Raw genomic sequence first — 16,111 nt, 5'->3', positions numbered from 1 at the left:
AATTCATTCGACTGAATTTGGGATTTGGAATTTTTTATTTCAACTTTTTGATATTGATTATTTTTAAAGATGTATTATTTATTCAACGATTTATTTTTTCCGCCTGTTACTGAAGCCGATGAAGAAGGTGTTTTGGCAATTGGTGGAGATTTAAGTTCAGAACGTTTACAATTGGCTTACAAAAGCGGAATTTTTCCTTGGTTTAATGAAGGAGAACCAATTCTTTGGTGGGCGCCAGATCCGAGAATGGTATTGTTTTTTGATGAATTAGTAATATCCAAAAGCATGAGGAACATTCTGAATAGAAGAATGTTTAAGGTTACTTATAATAAAAGTTTTAGAGAAGTAATTTCGAATTGCCAGCAAATAAAACGCGATGGACAAAACGGAACTTGGATTTCTAACGAAATGATTGATGCTTACTGCAAGTTAAATGAAGAAGGAATTGCAAAATCTGTTGAGGTTTGGCAAGATGAAAAGTTAGTCGGAGGTTTGTACGGAATTGATTTGGGAAAAGGAAATATCTTTTGCGGAGAAAGCATGTTTTCTAAAGTTTCAAACGCCTCAAAAGTTGCTTTTATCGCTTTAGCTTTACATTTGCAAAAAGAAAATTACAAATTATTAGATTGCCAGGTTTATAATCCTCATTTAGAGAGTTTAGGTTGTCGTGAAATTGAACGTGAAGAGTTTATGTCTATTTTAAAAAGTAAATAAAAATGAGCGCAGTTTACAGTGTAAAAGAAATCTATATTTATCCGATAAAAAGTTTGGCGGGGATTAGTTTAAAAAGTGCCAATGCAGAAGAAATGGGCTTTGAAAATGACCGTCGTTGGATGCTTATTAATACTGAAAATGTTCATGTTACTCAAAGAGAATATCCTAAAATGAGTCAGTTTTATCCTGAAATTTCGGGAGATAAAATTAGAATCAATTTTGAGGGAGAAACTCATGAATTCCTGATAAATGAATATCTTGAAAATGCTATCGATTCGCAAGTCTGGGATGATAAAAGTGAAGTTTTTGAAGTCAATAAAACTTCTTCAAATTGGTTTAGCGACAAATTGGGTTTTGACTGTAAATTGGTAAAAATCATTAAAAATGGCGACAGAAAACATGAAAGTTCTAAATTAAAAGAAACCTTCAATGTTAGTCTCGCTGATGGATATCCGTATTTATTAATCGGAACAGAAAGCCTTGATTTTTTGAATGAAAAATTAGAAGAAAAAATCACTATTAAAAGATTTCGTCCTAACATTGTCATAAGTACCAAAAAAGCTCATGAAGAAGATGATTTCAAGGATTTTAAAGTAGGCGATGTTCAATTTAAAAATATAAAACCCTGCGGAAGATGTATTATGGTTAATAATGATCCGCAGAAAGGAATTGTAAAAAAAGAACCTCTAAAAACGTTGAGCAAATACAGAAATGTAGATAACTCTGTTTTATTCGGGACTAATATTGTCAGCTTAAATTCTGGAATTATTAGTGTTGGCGATGAGGTTGTTTTCTAAAAATTCAACTTTGTAAAATTCCAATTTAGCGTATTAAAAATTACCAATTCGTTTTTTAAAGTAGGTAATTCTAGAATCAGTTTCAGTGTTTCATGCGCCATCATATTCCCTATAATTCCGGGTAGAGTTCCCAAAACACCATTCAAATTACAATTCGGAACGTCTTTTGGATCTGGCATTTCTGGAAACAAATCCCGAAGATTTTTACTTCCGTTATGATTGAAAACTGCAATTTGTCCTTCAAATTTTAAAATACTTCCGTAAACTAAAGTCTTTTTCAGTTTAACGCAAGTATCATTTACCAAATAACGAGTTGAGAAATTATCTGAACCATCTACAACAATATCAAATTGTTCAATGATTTTTGATGCATTTTCTAGAGTTAATTTTTCATTAATTGCCACAGCTTCGATCAACGGATTTAATTTTGAAACTACTTTTTGTGCCACAATTGCTTTTTGTTGACCGATCTCATTTTCAGTATATAAAATCTGTCGATGAAGATTGTGAATTTCAATAGAATCAAAATCCATAATTCCGATAAAACCAACTCCAGCCGTTGCAATATATTGTAAAATCGGACAGCCTAAACCGCCAGCGCCAATGACTAAAACGCGTGCTTTTTTTAGTTTTTCCTGACCTTCATCGCCAATTTCAGGAAGAATGGTTTGTCTGTTGTAACGAAGGAATTCTTGTATAATGCTCACTTTAAATTTTAGATTTTAGATTGTTGATTTTAGATTGATGTTGGAATTTAAATATTTCTGATTTTTAGATTGCTTTAATCTGAAATCTACAATCTAAAATCTGAAATAAAACTTTTGCTCCAATCTTTCCAAACAGGTTCGTAACCTTTATTTTTAATAATTTTTGAAATTTCCTCAGCAGAACGTTCATCGCTGATTTCAAATTGTTCTAAAGATTGCGGATCTACAACATAACCGCCAGGATTTGTTTTTGAACCAGCACTCATACTTGTAACGCCAATCGGAATTATATGGTTTCTAAATTTTTCGTTTTCACGAGTCGAAATGGAAATTTCTAAATCTTCATTCCACAATCTATAAGCGCAAATTAACTGGGTTAAATCTTTATCATCCATAATAAAATTCGGTTCGATAATTCCTTCGGCGGGGCGGAGACGTGGAAAAGAAACAGAATATTTAGTTTGCCAATATTTTTTCTGCAAATAATCTAAGTGTAAAGCATTGAAAAAGCTATCGGTTCGCCAATCTTCCAAACCTAATAAAACGCCTAAACCAATTTTATGAATTCCCGCAGTTCCAATTCGGTCAGGAGTTTCCAATCTATAGTCAAAATTTGATTTTTTACCTTTAGTATGATACTTTTTATAAACTTCTTGATGATACGTTTCCTGATAAACCAAAACCGAATATACTCCAGCATTATGCAAACGTTCATAATCTTCTGTAGAAAGTGGTTGAACTTCAACAGAAATAATAGAAAAGTCTTCTTTGATTAAGTTAATGGCATTTAGAAAATAATTGATATTCACAGTATAATTTGCCTCGCCTGTAACTAGTAAAACATGATCAAAACCAGTTTTTTTTAAGGCTTCGACTTCTAGTTTTATTTCAGCATCAGAAAGTGTTTTTCTTTTGATTTTATTGTCTAAACTAAATCCGCAGTATGTACAGATGTTTTGGCATTCGTTGCTTAAATACAACGGCGCATACATTTGAATGGTTTTTCCGAAACGCTTTTTTGTTATTTCATGACACTTTTGTGCCATTTGTTCTAAATAATTTTGAGCAATTGGAGAAATCAAAGTCAGAAAATCATCAAGATTGTATTTGGTTTTAGCCAAAGTTAGCTCGACATCTTTTGATGTGGTTTGGTATATTTTGGATTTAATTTGATCCCAATTATATTGCTCAAAAATAGCTTTAAATGTGTTCATTTTGAATGTGTTTTTTTTACCGCAAAGCGCGCTAAGAATACGCAAAGTTCCCAAAGCTTTGGGTTCTTGTTTTTGACTTTAAAGCACACAAAGCTTTGTGAACTTTGCGAAAAAACTTTGCGTTCTTTGCGGTAAAAAAACTTTTGCGGTTAATATTATTTAGTCATATAAAAATGAAGTCAAAGGACTTGAAGCAACTGCATAATTTTGCTGATTAGCAACTTTGGCTTCAAAAGCTTTTCTTCCTGCTATTACAGCTTGCTTAAATGCCTCTGCCATTAATTTTGGATTTCCAGCAACAGCAATTGCAGTGTTTACCAAAACAGCATCGGCACCTATTTCCATTGCTTTTGCAGCGTCAGAAGGAGATCCGATTCCTGCATCAACAATAACAGGCACAGCGCTTTGCTCGATTATGATTTCTAAAAAATCAATAGTTTTTAAACCTTTATTACTTCCAATCGGTGAACCTAAGGGCATTACGGCGGAAGTTCCAGCGCTTTCTAAATGTTTGCATAAAACTGGATCAGCATGAATGTACGGAAGAACGATAAAGCCTAGTTTTGCCAATTCTTCTGTGGCTTTTAATGTTTCAATCGGATCTGGCATTAAATATTTGGGATCTGGATGAATCTCTAATTTTACCCAATTGGTTTCTAAAGCTTCACGAGCCAACTGCGCCGCAAAAACAGCTTCTTTAGCATTTCTTGCACCTGAAGTATTTGGCAATAAACTAATATTTGGATGTTGTAAATGCGAGAGGATTGCATCGGTTTCTGTTTCAAGATCAATGCGCTTAAGTGCAACGGTTACCAATTCACTTTCTGAAGCTAAAACTGCTTGCGCCATTTCTTCATTCGAACCAAATTTTCCTGTTCCTAAAAACAAACGAGAATTAAAAGTTTTGTTTCCTATGTTAAGCAACGATGTTTGCATATAATTTTTCATTTAATTGTTGAATCAATTTTTCTTTTTCTTCACTTTCTGTGATGATTCCGGAAAGGGCAATTCCGTAAATTCCAGTTTCCATCAGCGGAGCTACGTCGCGTAATGTGATGCCTCCAATAGCGTAAACAGGAATTTGAAGTTTGTTTTTTTTTATTTTTTCAAGAATATCAAAATAACCCGCCAAACCTAAAATCGGACTTAATTTTTCTTTTGTGTTTGTAAATCGAAATGGTCCTAAACCAATATAATCACAGCCGTTTTTTACATGATTTTCGATGTCTTCAAAAGTATTTGCCGTGCCTCCGATTATTTTGGTTGTGCCTAAAATTGCTCTTGCTTCATCAATTTTGGTATCAGTTAAACCTAAATGAACACCATCTGCGGCGATTTGTTGGGCAAGATGTAAATCATCATTTACAATAAAATTTGCAAGATATTCTTCGCACAAAGGTTTCACAGCTTCCGCAAGAGTAAAAACATCTTTTTGGGTTTGGTTTTTAAATCGCATTTGCACCCAATTGCATCCCGCATCTAATGCTTGATTTATATTGTATAATTGTTCTTCGATAGTTTCGCCTTGCGAAATGTATTGTAATTTGTTATACATAATGATATCCGATTAAGGTTGAGGTTGAACTTAGATAGTTTTCAATGTATTTTTTGCCATTTTTGCAAGCCTCTTCTAAACTTTGATTTAAAGCTAAATTTGCTGCAATTGCTGACGAAATAACACAACCAGAGCCATGTTTTTCAAAGCATTTTTTATTTGAAGGAAGCAATTCTAAAATTTCATTTTTTAGAAATAGAAGATCGGTTCCTATTGCCGTTTTGTTATGTCCGCCTTTTAAGAGAATATTAGTCGCAACTTTGTTTTCTTTCCAGTAATCTTTTGCAACAAAACCAGGAAACAAAACTTCAATCTCATCAAGATTTGGAGTAATGAGATCAATTTTTGATATGATTTTATTTAAATCCAAATAATCTTTGATATTCAAAAAATCAAATTTTGTCGTCGATTTTAAAACGGGATCCCAAACAATTTTTGTTGATGGAGAAAGAAGTTTTATGGTTGAAACAATTCGACTTAAATCATATAGAGAAGAAAGAATTCCGATTTTCACGGCGCTTATTTTATAATTTAAAAACAAAGTTTCAATAGAACGAATAACAAAACTCAAATCTGTCCATTGAATTTCATAAAATTGATTCTCAGTCTGAATGGTATTGGCCGTTGTAATGGCAAAACCAGAAACTTTATGCTGTTCAAATGTCTTGATGTCAGCCAAAATTCCTGCACCGCCCGATGGATCTAGACCTGCGATTGAAAGTACGAATGGACGATTTTCTGACATGATTTAAATTGTTTTAAAGGATTTTCGTTTTTCCAAATTGTTCCTAAAAGCGCAATATCGTCAAAACCATTTTCAAGTGTTTTTTGAATGTTTTCTGCATCAATTCCGCCTAAAGCGATGGCTTTTGTTTTATGATTTGTTCTTGATTTTAATGCTTCGAAAAGATCAGTTTTTGGATGATAATTTTCTTTAGAAATACTATTAAAAACAGGGCTTAGAAATGCGTAGTCAAAATCATTTTCTAAAGAATTAAAATCTTCGATAGAATGCGTTGATGTTGATAGAAACCTACAAGGTTTTGAAAACCTTGCAGGATGATTAAGATTCTGTTTTCTTTCTTTCTCAGAAAAATGAAATCGGTTAATTCCAAAATCTTTTGCCAAATCATAATGATTTTGCAGAACCAATTTATTTCGAAATTCTAGTTTTATCTGATGAATAAATTGAGCCATTTCTACTTCTGAAAAATCAGGTTTCCGAATATGAAGCAAAGTCAATCCTTCTTCAAATAAAGAATGAATTATTTTGATTTCATCTGCAATAGCAAACGGATTAGAAATCACAATCATATCTTTTCTCTTTATTCTTTCTTCTATTTTCTAGATATAAATCTCTTTGCCCTGCTCAATAAACTCTTCTGATTTCTCTTGCATTCCTTTTTCTGCGGCAGCAACATCTCTAATTTCCTGAGATATTTTCATAGAACAGAACTTAGGTCCACACATCGAACAGAAGTGCGCCACTTTTGCCCCATCAGCAGGAAGTGTTTCATCATGAAATTCTCTTGCAGTATCTGGATCTAAAGCCAAATTAAACTGATCTTCCCAACGGAATTCAAAACGGGCTTTACTTAATGCATTATCGCGATATTGCGCTCCCGGATGGCCTTTTGCTAAATCTGCAGCATGAGCAGAAATTTTATACGTAATTACACCGTCTTTTACGTCTTTTTTATTCGGTAAGCCCAAGTGTTCTTTTGGCGTTACATAACACAGCATCGCACAACCGTACCAGCCAATCATCGCGGCACCAATTGCAGAAGTAATATGATCGTAGCCCGGTGCAATATCTGTTGTTAACGGACCTAAAGTGTAAAATGGAGCTTCATGGCAATGCTCTAATTGCTTGTCCATATTTTCTTTAATCATGTGCATTGGCACGTGTCCTGGACCTTCAATAAAAACTTGAACATCATGTTTCCAAGCAATTTTTGTCAGTTCGCCTAAAGTTTCTAATTCTGCAAATTGTGCTGCATCATTAGCATCTGCAATCGAACCTGGACGTAGGCCATCTCCTAAAGAAAAAGCGACATCATATTGTTTCATGATTACGCAAATTTCTTCAAAATGAGTATACAGGAAGTTTTCTTTATGATGGAATAAACACCATTTTGCCATAATAGAACCACCGCGCGAAACAATTCCAGTAACACGATTTGCGGTTAAATGAATGTAGCGAAGTAAAACGCCGGCATGAATTGTAAAATACGAAACACCTTGTTCTGCCTGTTCAATTAAAGTATCGCGGAAAATTTCCCAAGTCAAATCTTCGGCAATTCCTTTTACTTTTTCTAATGCCTGATAAATCGGAACTGTGCCAATTGGAACAGGAGAATTACGGATAATCCATTCTCTTGTCTCGTGAATGTTTTTTCCTGTAGAAAGATCCATAATCGTGTCAGCTCCCCAACGGCATGCCCAAACGGCTTTTTCTACTTCTTCTTCAATACTAGAAGTAACGGCGCTATTTCCAATATTGGCATTGATTTTTACCAAGAAATTACGTCCCACAATCATTGGTTCACTTTCTGGGTGATTAATATTGTTTGGGATAATGGCTCTTCCGCAGGCAACTTCAGAACGTACAAATTCTGGGGTGATTTTACTTTTTGGAGTATTCGCACCGAAACTATGACCGCTGTGTTGACATTGCATCGCTTTGGTTTGTTGGTTTAAAAGTTCAATTCGTTGATTTTCGCGAATAGCAATATATTCCATTTCGGGAGTTATAATTCCTTGTTTGGCATAGTATAATTGAGTGACGTTTGCTCCTTTTTTAGCACGTTTTGGCTGATGTAAATATTCAAATCTAAGGTGATTTAAACTTTCATCTTTTAATCGGCTTAAGCCATAATCGGAAGTTATTTCGTTTAAAATTTCGACATCATTTCGGTCAAGAATCCAGCTTTCGCGTAAGCGTGGCAATCCTTTTCGAATATCAATTTCAACATTCGGATCTGTATATGGACCAGAAGTATCATAAACTGTTACGGGAGGATTTTTCTCAATTCCTCCGTTAGAAAGTTTGGTGTCGCTAAGATTAATTTCGCGCATTGCCACTTTTATAGGATGAATTTCTCCATCGATATAAACTTTTTTAGAATTCGGAAATGGGGTTCTTGATATTTGTTCTTCGTTTGTCATAGTTTGTATATTGTAAGATGTAAGATGTGAATTATAGATACGCACTGCAGTGCGTCTACGCCCGGTATGTAATTGGAATTTTATTCTATCCTCCCTGCGTAGCAGAAATAATTAAGATTTCGTCAGTTTCTTGTACGAAGAATTCGTTCCATTTAAGTTTTGGAACAATGGTATTGTTGACAGCAATGGCGATTCCGTTTTGTTTGTGCGGAATTTCGAGATCGAGCAATGATTGAACGCTTAGCGATTCAGCATTGAAATGTTTAGTTTGTTGATTGATTTTTAGTTCCATTCCTTTGAGTTTAGTGTATAGTTACACATTAGGAATGGCTACAAGAACGCATAAAAATGCGCGCAGAAGTCATCTTACTTTTCCCTACGCTAGTATGAACTAGATCAGGTTCAGAGGGTAAAATCTCAGCCTACAAGTTGTAGACACCCCTAAAGTGTGAAGCAAATATATGTAATTTTTGTTTAAAAAGTTTCAGTTTTCAAGTTTCAGGTTCAAAAAAAACTGAAAATTGCGACTGAAAACTATTTTGTTCTCGTCCAGCAATCTTCGATATGATCATTGACCATTCCAGTTGCTTGCATATGCGCGTAAATAACAGTTGAGCCAACGAATTTGAAACCACGTTTTTTTAAATCTTTGCTGATAGCATCAGAAATTGGAGTGGTTGCTGGGACATCTTTTAATGTTTTAGGATTGTTATCAATTGGTTTTCCGTCGACGAATTTCCAGATGTATTTGGAGAAAGTTCCAAATTCTTCTTGAATCTTCATAAATGCCTGCGCGTTTGTTACAGCTGATCTTATTTTAAGTTTGTTACGAATGATTCCTGTATTTTGCAGTAATTCTTCGATTTTATCTTCAGAATAATTGGCGATTTTTTTATAATCGAAATTGTCAAAAGCGACTTTGAAATTTTCTCTTTTATTTAAAATGGTAATCCAGCTTAAACCTGCTTGAAAAGTTTCAAGAATTAAAAATTCGAAAATAGTGGGATCATCGTAAACAGGAACTCCCCATTCTTCGTCATGATACTTTTTGTATAAATCACTTGCTGAACACCAGCCGCATCTTATTTGTTCCATTATTTTCCAATTTTCCAGTGATAACCTTTTACGGTTGGTATGTAAGCTTTTGTTCCAATTATGATCAAATCAGTATAGATTTTCTTTTTATATTTAATTCCAATTGCATTTCCAGAAGTATACATTTTATTGGCCTCAAATTTGAATTTTATTTTCGCATCTCTAAATTTCGCGTCAGAAATTTTTTCTATAAACCAAGTAGATTTCCATTTTATTTCAATTTCATCTTCAGAAGTTTTAGTAATGCTTTTTATTAGTTTTATTCCGTCAGCAGGAACATCATGATTTTCTATAAGTTCTTTTTGAGTTAAAGTTTCACCAGTTTTGCAATCTGATATAAATTTTTTAAAAGAAGTGATTCCTAAAAACTTATCATTTTCAATTTTAGGTTTTACAACGCTATCATTTAATGTTGAGGCATTCTCGGTCAGAATTTCTTCTGTTGTAATTTGATCTACAATTGTGTTTTTATATTGTTTTACGGTTTCAATAGTGCTTTCAGAAATCGTTTCTATTTGGTTTGAAATCTTATCAGTGACTTCTAACATTTGTTTTTTAGCATTTTTGGAACAGCCTATTATGCAACCTGCAATAATTACTAAAAAGTATATTTTATAATTTTTCATTATTGTAGTTCCTCGTTTTTTTTCAGATTGTCTTTTTCTAAATATTTTTTAATTAAATGATGGCCTAAATAAATGGCGGGAGTTAGCAAAATAGCGATTGCTAATTTGAAAGTGTATCCGATTAATCCTGAAGAGATAAACGTATCAAAATCTATTTTTCCAGGAAGCCAAAATGCAATTCCTAAGACAATAAAAGAATCAAATAATTGCGAAATTACAGTAGAACCAGTAGCTCTAAGCCATATTTTTTTTTCGCCCGTTCTGTTCTTAAAAAACCAAAAAATCCAGACATCAATAAGCTGCGATGCCATAAAGGCGATTAAGCTTCCAACAATAATCCACATACTTTGTCCGAAAACGGCTTGAAATTGCTCGTCATTTACGGGACTTATTCCTTTTGCTGCGGGAATAACAATCGCCATAAACAAGATTAAAAAAGCATAGGCAATTAAACATGCTGTGATGAAAGAAAGTTTTTTTACGCCTTTTTCTCCAAAATACTCATTAATTAAATCTGTTGTTAAAAATACAATTGGCCAAGGCAAGATTCCGATACTCATTACAAATGGACCGATCTGAATTAATTTTCCTCCGATAAGTTCGGCAACAACTGCATTGGTAATAAAGATTCCGGCTAGAATTACAAAAACAATTTCTCTTCGAGTTTTAAACATGATAATTTGGATATTAGCGTTTCAAATTTAAACTATTTCCTTTTTAACTGAAAGTTGTTTTTTGAATTTGCATTTTCGTCAAGTTAAAAGTTAAAAATTATTCATTGGTTTTCTTTTTAGTTATTTTTGAAACAATTACTAATTCTATTATTAAATCTAATTAATGAGAATGAAAAAAATATTATCAATTTTTATCATGAGTACAACCTTTTTTGCGTCTAACGCACAAACAAATTCTAACAATCCTCTTCTAAAGAAATGGACAGGTCCGTATGGTGGCGTTCCAGCTTTTAATGAGTATAAAGTTTCGGATTTTAAACCAGCAATTGAATTTGCAATTCAGGAAAAACTTAATGAAGTAGATGCTATTGCGAACAATACAAAACCTGCTACTTTCGAAAATACTATTGTTGCTTTGGAGCGCTCTGGTGAAACAATCGAGAGAATTATGACAGTTTACGGTATTTACAGATCGAATTTAAGCAGTCCTGAGTTTAGCGTAATTGACAGAGAAATGTCGCCTAAATTTTCTGAGTTTTCAGATAAAATCAATCAAAATAAAAAATTATTTAATAGAATCGAAACGGTTTATAATTCAAAAGATAAAAGCAAGCTTACAGGTGAGCAACAACGTTTAATTTGGTTGTATTACACTAATTTTGTGCGTCAAGGTGCTCAGTTAAATGACGCCGACAAAGCTAAAGTTGCAGGAATAAACAAAGATTTGGCTTCACTTTTTACTCGTTTTAGCCAAAATTTATTGGTAGAAGAGAATAACCAATACGTTGCTTTAAAAACAGAAAGCGATTTTGATGGTCTACCAGCTGAAGTTAAAAATGCTGCGATTGCAGAAGCAAAAGAAAGAAAATTAGACGTTATGGGTTGTATTGCCAATACACGTTCATCAATCGAGCCATTTTTGACTTTTTCAACACGTAGAGATTTAAGAGAAAAAGCATTTGATATTTTTGTGAAACGAGGTGATAACGGAAATGAAAATGACAATAACGCAACACTTGTTTCTATTTTGCAATTGCGTACGCAAAAAGCAAAATTATTAGGTTATCCAACATTTGCTGATTGGAGTTTGTCTAATAAAATGGCAAAATATCCTAAAAAGACTTTGGCTTTGATGGAATCTGTTTGGGAACCAGCTGTTGAGCAAGTTCATAAAGATGTTGCCGAAATGCAGAAAATTGTTGATGCTGAAGGAGGAAATTTTAAAATTCAGCCTTGGGATTACCGTTTTTATGCTGAAAAAGTTAGAAAAGCTAAATACGATTTAGATCAAAATGAAGTTAAGCCTTATCTTCAGTTAGAAAATTTACGCGAAGGAATGTTTTGGGTTGCCGGAGAGTTATTTAATTTAAGCTTTAAGCAAATTACGAATGTTCCGGTTTATCATCCAGATGTACGTGTTTGGGAAGTAAGCAATAAAGTAACTGGCAAAGTTGTAGGTTTATGGTATTTTGATCCTTACGCTCGTGCAGGAAAGCGTTCTGGAGCATGGATGAATGCTTACCGAGCTCAAGAGAAACTTGATGGAGATGTATTGACAATTGTGTCTAATAACTGTAATTTTATTAAAGGAGCTGCAAATGAACCAATTTTAATTTCTTGGGAAGATGCTTCGACTTTATTCCACGAATTTGGACACGCACTTCATGGATTATGTTCTAATGTTACTTACCCAAGTTTAGCAGGAACAGCCGTTGCGAGAGATTATGTAGAGTTTCCATCGCAATTATTAGAACATTGGCTGGCAACTCCAGAAGTGTTGAATAAATTCGCTTTGCATTATAAAACAAACCAGCCATTGCCACAGGCTTTAGTAGATAGAATTGAAAAAGCATCAAACTTTGGTGAAGGCTTTTCTACTGTTGAAACGATTTCAAGTTCTTTGGTCGATATGAAGCTTCATTTAGCTACACAACCTATTGATCCGAAGAAATTTGAAAAAGAAACGTTAGATGCGCTTCATATGCCTTCTGAAATTGTAATGCGTCACCGTATTCCGCAATTTGGACATATTTTCTCAAGCGATGGCTATGCTGCAGGTTATTATAGCTATTTATGGGCAGATGTTATCAATGCTGATGCTTGGGAAGCTTTTACAGAAGGAAAAGGTGCTTATGATAAAACTGTTGCAAAAAGACTTTACGATACTGTTTTTAGTGTAGGAAATACTATTGATCAGGAAAAAGCGTACGAGAATTTTAGAGGAAGAGCTCCGAAATCTGATGCTTTAATGCGCGCAAGAAACTTTCCAATTAAGGCTAAGAAATAATAAGATTAAAATCTGATTAAAGTCCCCAGATAATTATTTATTTGGGGATTTTTTTTGAATTGTTTTGCAGTTCTTATTTTAGTTTTTTTTACATTTTGAAATCCGACCGAAGTTCTATCTTTCAGAATAAAAAAGCCGAAGGTTTTTTTTAGTAGTTCCGAAAGGAACGGATTATATTGTAGAGCTGTCCCGAGGCTTCGGGATCAGTCCAGTTTGTAGAATAACAAAAAAAAGCCCTGAATTGTAAAATTCAGGGCTTTTATATTGAAATACTTTTAGATTAACCTAAAGATACTCTTTTGAAACCAGTGATTTCAACATTGAATCCTTTAACATAATCACCAACTTTTTTACTGTCATCTTTGATGAAGTTTTGATCAAGTAAAGCTTTTTCTTGATCTAAAGTAGTGTTGTCAGAAATGAAACGTTGAACTTTTCCTGGAAGAATTTTGTCCCAGATTTGCTCTGGTTTTCCTTCAGCTTTTAATTCAGCTTTAGCATCTTCTTCAGCTTGTTTGATAACTTCAGGAGTTAATTGAGAGAAAGAGATGTATTTAGGAACATTTTTTAAAGTTTTTCCTAAACGTGCAGCTTCTTCATTATCTTTTTCAATTACAGCAATACGAGCTGCAAGTTCAGATTCAACGAAAGCAGGATCAAAATCTTTGTAAGATAATGTGTCAGCTCCCATAGAAGCAACTTGCATAGAAACGTCTTTTGTTAAAGCTTCAGCGTTAGCCACTGGAGCAGAAATTGCAGTTAAAGCAGCAATTTTGTTAACGTGAACGTAAGATCCAACGTAAGCACCTTCTAAAATTTCGAAACCACCGATTTCGATTTTCTCACCGATAACACCTGTTTGCTCGATTAATTTTTCAGCAACAGTGATTCCGTTGAAATCAGAAGCTAAGAAATCTTCTTTAGAAGAGAAGTTAATAGCTCTTTCAACTAAATCTTTAGCTAAAGTTACGAAAGCTTCATTTTTACCTACGAAGTCAGTTTCACAGTTTAAAGTGATGATAGCTCCTTTAGTGTTGTCCGCATTGATAAAAGAAACAGCAGCTCCTTCAGAAGACTCACGGTCAGAACGGTTAGCAGCAACTTTTTGTCCTTTTTCTCTAAGAATTTGGATAGCTTTATCGAAATCTCCTTCAGCTTCAACTAAAGCTTTTTTACAGTCCATCATTCCGGCACCTGTAGATTGTCTTAATTTATTTACGTCTGCAGCAGTAATTGTTGCCATAATATTTTAAGTTTTAATGTGTTTAAAAGTAAAAAATTCCAGCTTTTAAATCCCAAACTCCAATTTTAATAAATTATCAACATAACGTTTTTAATTCTGGTTGGATTTTGGAATTTAAAATTTGGAATTTAAATTTTGATTTATTCTTCAGTTGCAGGAGCAGCTTCAGCTTCAACAGCAGGAGCTTCTTCAGCAGCTTCAACTTCTTTTTCAGCACCTCTGTCAGAAAGACCTTCGATTACTGCAGTAGTTACTAAAGATAAAATTTTGTCAATTGATTTAGAAGCATCATCATTTGCAGGAATTACGTAATCAACCTCTCTTGGGTCAGAATTCGTATCAACCATTGCGAAAACTGGAATGTTTAATTTTTGAGCTTCTTTTATTGCGATGTGTTCAGCTTTGATATCTACTACGAACAATGCTGCAGGTAGTCTAGACATATCAGCAATTGAACCTAAGTTTTTCTCTAATTTAGCACGTAGACGATCAACTTGTAAACGCTCTTTTTTAGATAAAGTGTTGAAAGTACCATCTTTCTTCATTTTATCGATAGAAGACATTTTTTTAACTGCCTTTCTGATAGTTACGAAGTTAGTCAACATACCACCTGGCCATCTTTCAGTGATGTAAGGCATGTTTGCAGCTTTTGCTTTATCAGCAACGATGTCTTTTGCTTGTTTTTTGGTAGCTACGAATAAGATTTTTCTACCTGATGCAGCGATTTTTTTCAAAGCTTCGTTAGCCTCTTCAATTTTAGCTGCAGTTTTATATAGATTGATAATGTGAATACCATTACGCTCCATATAAATGTAAGGAGCCATGTTTGGATCCCATTTTCTAGTCATGTGTCCGAAGTGAACACCTGCTTCTAGTAATTCTTTTACTTCTATTTTGTTTGCCATTTTTGTACTAGTTTACGTTCTGTTGATTAGCAATGTATAAATGGCGATTTCTCTGGCTTTATACATTTAGATGCTAAACTATATCCTACCTCGATAGGAGAGCAACAATAACTGTGTTTTTTAATTTCAATAAATAATTGATAATGTCTTGTCCCATCTGAACAAGACAGGTAATATTAACGTTTAGAGAATTGGAATCTCTTACGAGCTTTCTTCTGACCGAATTTCTTACGTTCAACCATTCTTGGGTCTCTTGTTAATAAACCTTCTGGTTTAAGGATAGCTCTGTTTTCAGCGTTAACTTCACACATTACGCGTGCTAATGCCATTCTTACAGCTTCTGCTTGACCAGTTGTACCACCTCCGTAAACGTTTACTTTTACGTCAAAGTTACTAGCGTTTTCTGTCATAGAAAGCGGTTGCAAAACTTTGTATTGTAAAGTTGCAGTTGGAAAGTAAGTTGCGAATTCTTTTTTGTTTACAGTGATGTTTCCAGTTCCTTCAGAAACGTATACACGTGCAACAGCGGTTTTTCTTCTACCGATTTTGTGAATAACTCCCATTACTTAAGATCATTTAGGTTAACAGTTCTAGGTTTTTGAGCTCCGTGTTTGTGCTCAGATCCTACAACAACATTTAGATTTCTAAAAAGTTCTGCTCCTAATTTGTTTTTAGGTAACATACCTTTTACAGCTTTTTCTACTAATAATGCAGGGTTTTTAGATTGCAATACTTTAGCAGTTAAAGTTCTTTGTCCTCCTGGGTAACCTGTATGACGCATGTAAATTTTGTCATTCAATTTTGTACCTGTAAGGTTAATTTTTTCTGAGTTGATAACAATTACGTTATCTCCACAGTCAACGTGCGGTGTGTAACTTGGCTTGTACTTACCTCTCAAGATCATTGCAACTTTAGAAGCAAGACGTCCTAAGTTATGACCTTCAGCGTCAACAACAATCCACTCTTTAGTTACAGTGGCTTTGCTAGCTGAAACTGTTTTGTAGCTTAATGCGTCCATAATATTATTTTAATTAAACATTCCATCCCCAATAAAGGGGATGCAAAAGTACAATTAATTATTTTAAAACCAAATACCTGAAAGAATATTTTATCTGCTGAAAATCAG

The 16,111-nt window shown here is 33.9% G+C and carries 18 protein-coding genes and 1 riboswitch; of the genes, 3 read left to right on the top strand and 15 right to left on the bottom strand.

Annotated elements, in window-relative coordinates; genetic code table 11:
• Nucleotides 1–69 precede the first annotated feature (69 nt).
• Nucleotides 70–714 carry a leucyl/phenylalanyl-tRNA--protein transferase gene (gene aat, locus P0R33_RS09815; protein WP_276175264.1) on the top strand — a complete coding sequence of 215 codons (645 nt, stop codon included), beginning with the start codon at nucleotides 70–72 and terminating at the stop codon, nucleotides 712–714.
• Nucleotides 715–716: 2 nt separating this feature from the next.
• On the top strand, nucleotides 717–1,511 hold the full coding sequence (locus tag P0R33_RS09810) for an MOSC N-terminal beta barrel domain-containing protein (protein ID WP_276175263.1): 795 nt from the start codon (nucleotides 717–719) through the stop codon (nucleotides 1,509–1,511).
• Here P0R33_RS09810 and P0R33_RS09805 read toward each other — a convergent pair.
• From P0R33_RS09805 to P0R33_RS09755, 11 genes are all read right to left on the bottom strand, one after another.
• The gene (locus P0R33_RS09805; RefSeq protein WP_276175262.1) at nucleotides 1,508–2,218 is read right to left on the bottom strand and encodes a HesA/MoeB/ThiF family protein; all 711 of its coding nucleotides are present in this window, start codon (nucleotides 2,216–2,218) and stop codon (nucleotides 1,508–1,510) included. The genes P0R33_RS09810 and P0R33_RS09805 overlap by 4 nt on opposite strands.
• An 86-nt stretch (nucleotides 2,219–2,304) precedes the next feature.
• A complete protein-coding gene (gene thiH / locus P0R33_RS09800; RefSeq protein WP_276175261.1) occupies nucleotides 2,305–3,432 on the bottom strand; it encodes a 2-iminoacetate synthase ThiH in 1,128 nt (375 codons plus the stop codon).
• A gap of 159 nt (nucleotides 3,433–3,591) precedes the next feature.
• Nucleotides 3,592–4,368, bottom strand: a complete 777-nt coding sequence (locus P0R33_RS09795) for a thiazole synthase (protein WP_276175260.1) — start codon at nucleotides 4,366–4,368, stop codon at nucleotides 3,592–3,594.
• A complete protein-coding gene (locus tag P0R33_RS09790) occupies nucleotides 4,349–4,987 on the bottom strand; it encodes a thiamine phosphate synthase (RefSeq protein WP_276175259.1) in 639 nt (212 codons plus the stop codon). Before P0R33_RS09790 ends, P0R33_RS09795 begins: the two co-directional genes overlap by 20 nt.
• Nucleotides 4,980–5,732 carry a hydroxymethylpyrimidine/phosphomethylpyrimidine kinase gene (locus P0R33_RS09785; protein WP_276175258.1) on the bottom strand — a complete coding sequence of 251 codons (753 nt, stop codon included), beginning with the start codon at nucleotides 5,730–5,732 and terminating at the stop codon, nucleotides 4,980–4,982. The genes P0R33_RS09790 and P0R33_RS09785 overlap by 8 nt, the downstream gene beginning before the upstream one ends.
• A complete protein-coding gene (locus P0R33_RS09780; protein WP_276175257.1) occupies nucleotides 5,690–6,301 on the bottom strand; it encodes a thiamine phosphate synthase in 612 nt (203 codons plus the stop codon). The genes P0R33_RS09785 and P0R33_RS09780 overlap by 43 nt, the downstream gene beginning before the upstream one ends.
• Before the next feature lie 30 nt (nucleotides 6,302–6,331).
• Nucleotides 6,332–8,155 (bottom strand): phosphomethylpyrimidine synthase ThiC, encoded by a 1,824-nt coding sequence (thiC, locus tag P0R33_RS09775; protein WP_276175256.1) that lies wholly within the window; start codon nucleotides 8,153–8,155, stop codon nucleotides 6,332–6,334.
• Between the two features lie 85 nt (nucleotides 8,156–8,240).
• On the bottom strand, nucleotides 8,241–8,447 hold the full coding sequence (gene thiS, locus P0R33_RS09770; RefSeq protein WP_276175255.1) for a sulfur carrier protein ThiS: 207 nt from the start codon (nucleotides 8,445–8,447) through the stop codon (nucleotides 8,241–8,243).
• A gap of 64 nt (nucleotides 8,448–8,511) precedes the next feature.
• Nucleotides 8,512–8,608: riboswitch (TPP riboswitch) on the bottom strand.
• Nucleotides 8,609–8,689: 81 nt separating this feature from the next.
• On the bottom strand, nucleotides 8,690–9,250 hold the full coding sequence (locus P0R33_RS09765; RefSeq protein WP_276175254.1) for a DNA-3-methyladenine glycosylase I: 561 nt from the start codon (nucleotides 9,248–9,250) through the stop codon (nucleotides 8,690–8,692).
• Nucleotides 9,250–9,798 carry a hypothetical protein gene (locus P0R33_RS09760; protein WP_276175253.1) on the bottom strand — a complete coding sequence of 183 codons (549 nt, stop codon included), beginning with the start codon at nucleotides 9,796–9,798 and terminating at the stop codon, nucleotides 9,250–9,252. The genes P0R33_RS09765 and P0R33_RS09760 overlap by 1 nt, the downstream gene beginning before the upstream one ends.
• Nucleotides 9,799–9,875: 77 nt before the next feature.
• Entirely contained in the window at nucleotides 9,876–10,550 is a 675-nt protein-coding gene (locus tag P0R33_RS09755; protein ID WP_276175252.1) for a queuosine precursor transporter, read from the bottom strand.
• A gap of 169 nt (nucleotides 10,551–10,719) precedes the next feature.
• Between P0R33_RS09755 and P0R33_RS09750 the strand changes: the two genes are divergently transcribed.
• Nucleotides 10,720–12,837 (top strand): M3 family metallopeptidase, encoded by a 2,118-nt coding sequence (locus P0R33_RS09750; protein ID WP_276175251.1) that lies wholly within the window; start codon nucleotides 10,720–10,722, stop codon nucleotides 12,835–12,837.
• 280 nt (nucleotides 12,838–13,117) lie between these two features.
• On the opposite strand, the gene tsf is transcribed toward P0R33_RS09750, so the two are convergent.
• From tsf to rplM, 4 genes are all read right to left on the bottom strand, one after another.
• A complete protein-coding gene (tsf, locus tag P0R33_RS09745) occupies nucleotides 13,118–14,080 on the bottom strand; it encodes a translation elongation factor Ts (RefSeq protein WP_276175250.1) in 963 nt (320 codons plus the stop codon).
• Between the two features lie 140 nt (nucleotides 14,081–14,220).
• Nucleotides 14,221–14,985 (bottom strand): 30S ribosomal protein S2, encoded by a 765-nt coding sequence (rpsB, locus tag P0R33_RS09740; protein ID WP_095927954.1) that lies wholly within the window; start codon nucleotides 14,983–14,985, stop codon nucleotides 14,221–14,223.
• A gap of 176 nt (nucleotides 14,986–15,161) precedes the next feature.
• Nucleotides 15,162–15,548: a 30S ribosomal protein S9 gene (gene rpsI, locus P0R33_RS09735; RefSeq protein ID WP_008466792.1), complete on the bottom strand. Its 387-nt coding sequence runs from the start codon at nucleotides 15,546–15,548 to the stop codon at nucleotides 15,162–15,164.
• Nucleotides 15,548–16,003: a 50S ribosomal protein L13 gene (rplM, locus tag P0R33_RS09730; protein ID WP_276175249.1), complete on the bottom strand. Its 456-nt coding sequence runs from the start codon at nucleotides 16,001–16,003 to the stop codon at nucleotides 15,548–15,550. The genes rpsI and rplM overlap by 1 nt, the downstream gene beginning before the upstream one ends.
• Nucleotides 16,004–16,111 lie beyond the last annotated feature (108 nt).

Origin of the sequence: Flavobacterium sp. YJ01 (assembly GCF_029320955.1) — a bacterium.
In the GTDB taxonomy this organism is placed as follows: Bacteria; Bacteroidota; Bacteroidia; order Flavobacteriales; family Flavobacteriaceae; genus Flavobacterium.
This window is presented reverse-complemented; position numbering and strand designations above follow the sequence as displayed.

Coding starts and splice junctions, on each gene's coding strand:
- P0R33_RS09785 (WP_276175258.1), bottom strand. CDS start 5,732: ATGTCAGAAAATCGTCCATTCGTACTTTCAATCGCAGGTCTAGATCCA.
- tsf (WP_276175250.1), bottom strand. CDS start 14,080: ATGGCAACAATTACTGCTGCAGACGTAAATAAATTAAGACAATCTACA.
- P0R33_RS09780 (WP_276175257.1), bottom strand. CDS start 6,301: ATGATTGTGATTTCTAATCCGTTTGCTATTGCAGATGAAATCAAAATA.
- thiH (WP_276175261.1), bottom strand. CDS start 3,432: ATGAACACATTTAAAGCTATTTTTGAGCAATATAATTGGGATCAAATT.
- rplM (WP_276175249.1), bottom strand. CDS start 16,003: ATGGACGCATTAAGCTACAAAACAGTTTCAGCTAGCAAAGCCACTGTA.
- P0R33_RS09795 (WP_276175260.1), bottom strand. CDS start 4,368: ATGCAAACATCGTTGCTTAACATAGGAAACAAAACTTTTAATTCTCGT.
- P0R33_RS09765 (WP_276175254.1), bottom strand. CDS start 9,250: ATGGAACAAATAAGATGCGGCTGGTGTTCAGCAAGTGATTTATACAAA.
- P0R33_RS09760 (WP_276175253.1), bottom strand. CDS start 9,798: ATGTTAGAAGTCACTGATAAGATTTCAAACCAAATAGAAACGATTTCT.
- thiC (WP_276175256.1), bottom strand. CDS start 8,155: ATGACAAACGAAGAACAAATATCAAGAACCCCATTTCCGAATTCTAAA.
- thiS (WP_276175255.1), bottom strand. CDS start 8,447: ATGGAACTAAAAATCAATCAACAAACTAAACATTTCAATGCTGAATCG.
- P0R33_RS09750 (WP_276175251.1), top strand. CDS start 10,720: ATGAAAAAAATATTATCAATTTTTATCATGAGTACAACCTTTTTTGCG.
- P0R33_RS09790 (WP_276175259.1), bottom strand. CDS start 4,987: ATGTATAACAAATTACAATACATTTCGCAAGGCGAAACTATCGAAGAA.
- rpsB (WP_095927954.1), bottom strand. CDS start 14,985: ATGGCAAACAAAATAGAAGTAAAAGAATTACTAGAAGCAGGTGTTCAC.
- P0R33_RS09755 (WP_276175252.1), bottom strand. CDS start 10,550: ATGTTTAAAACTCGAAGAGAAATTGTTTTTGTAATTCTAGCCGGAATC.
- aat (WP_276175264.1), top strand. CDS start 70: ATGTATTATTTATTCAACGATTTATTTTTTCCGCCTGTTACTGAAGCC.
- rpsI (WP_008466792.1), bottom strand. CDS start 15,548: ATGGGAGTTATTCACAAAATCGGTAGAAGAAAAACCGCTGTTGCACGT.
- P0R33_RS09810 (WP_276175263.1), top strand. CDS start 717: ATGAGCGCAGTTTACAGTGTAAAAGAAATCTATATTTATCCGATAAAA.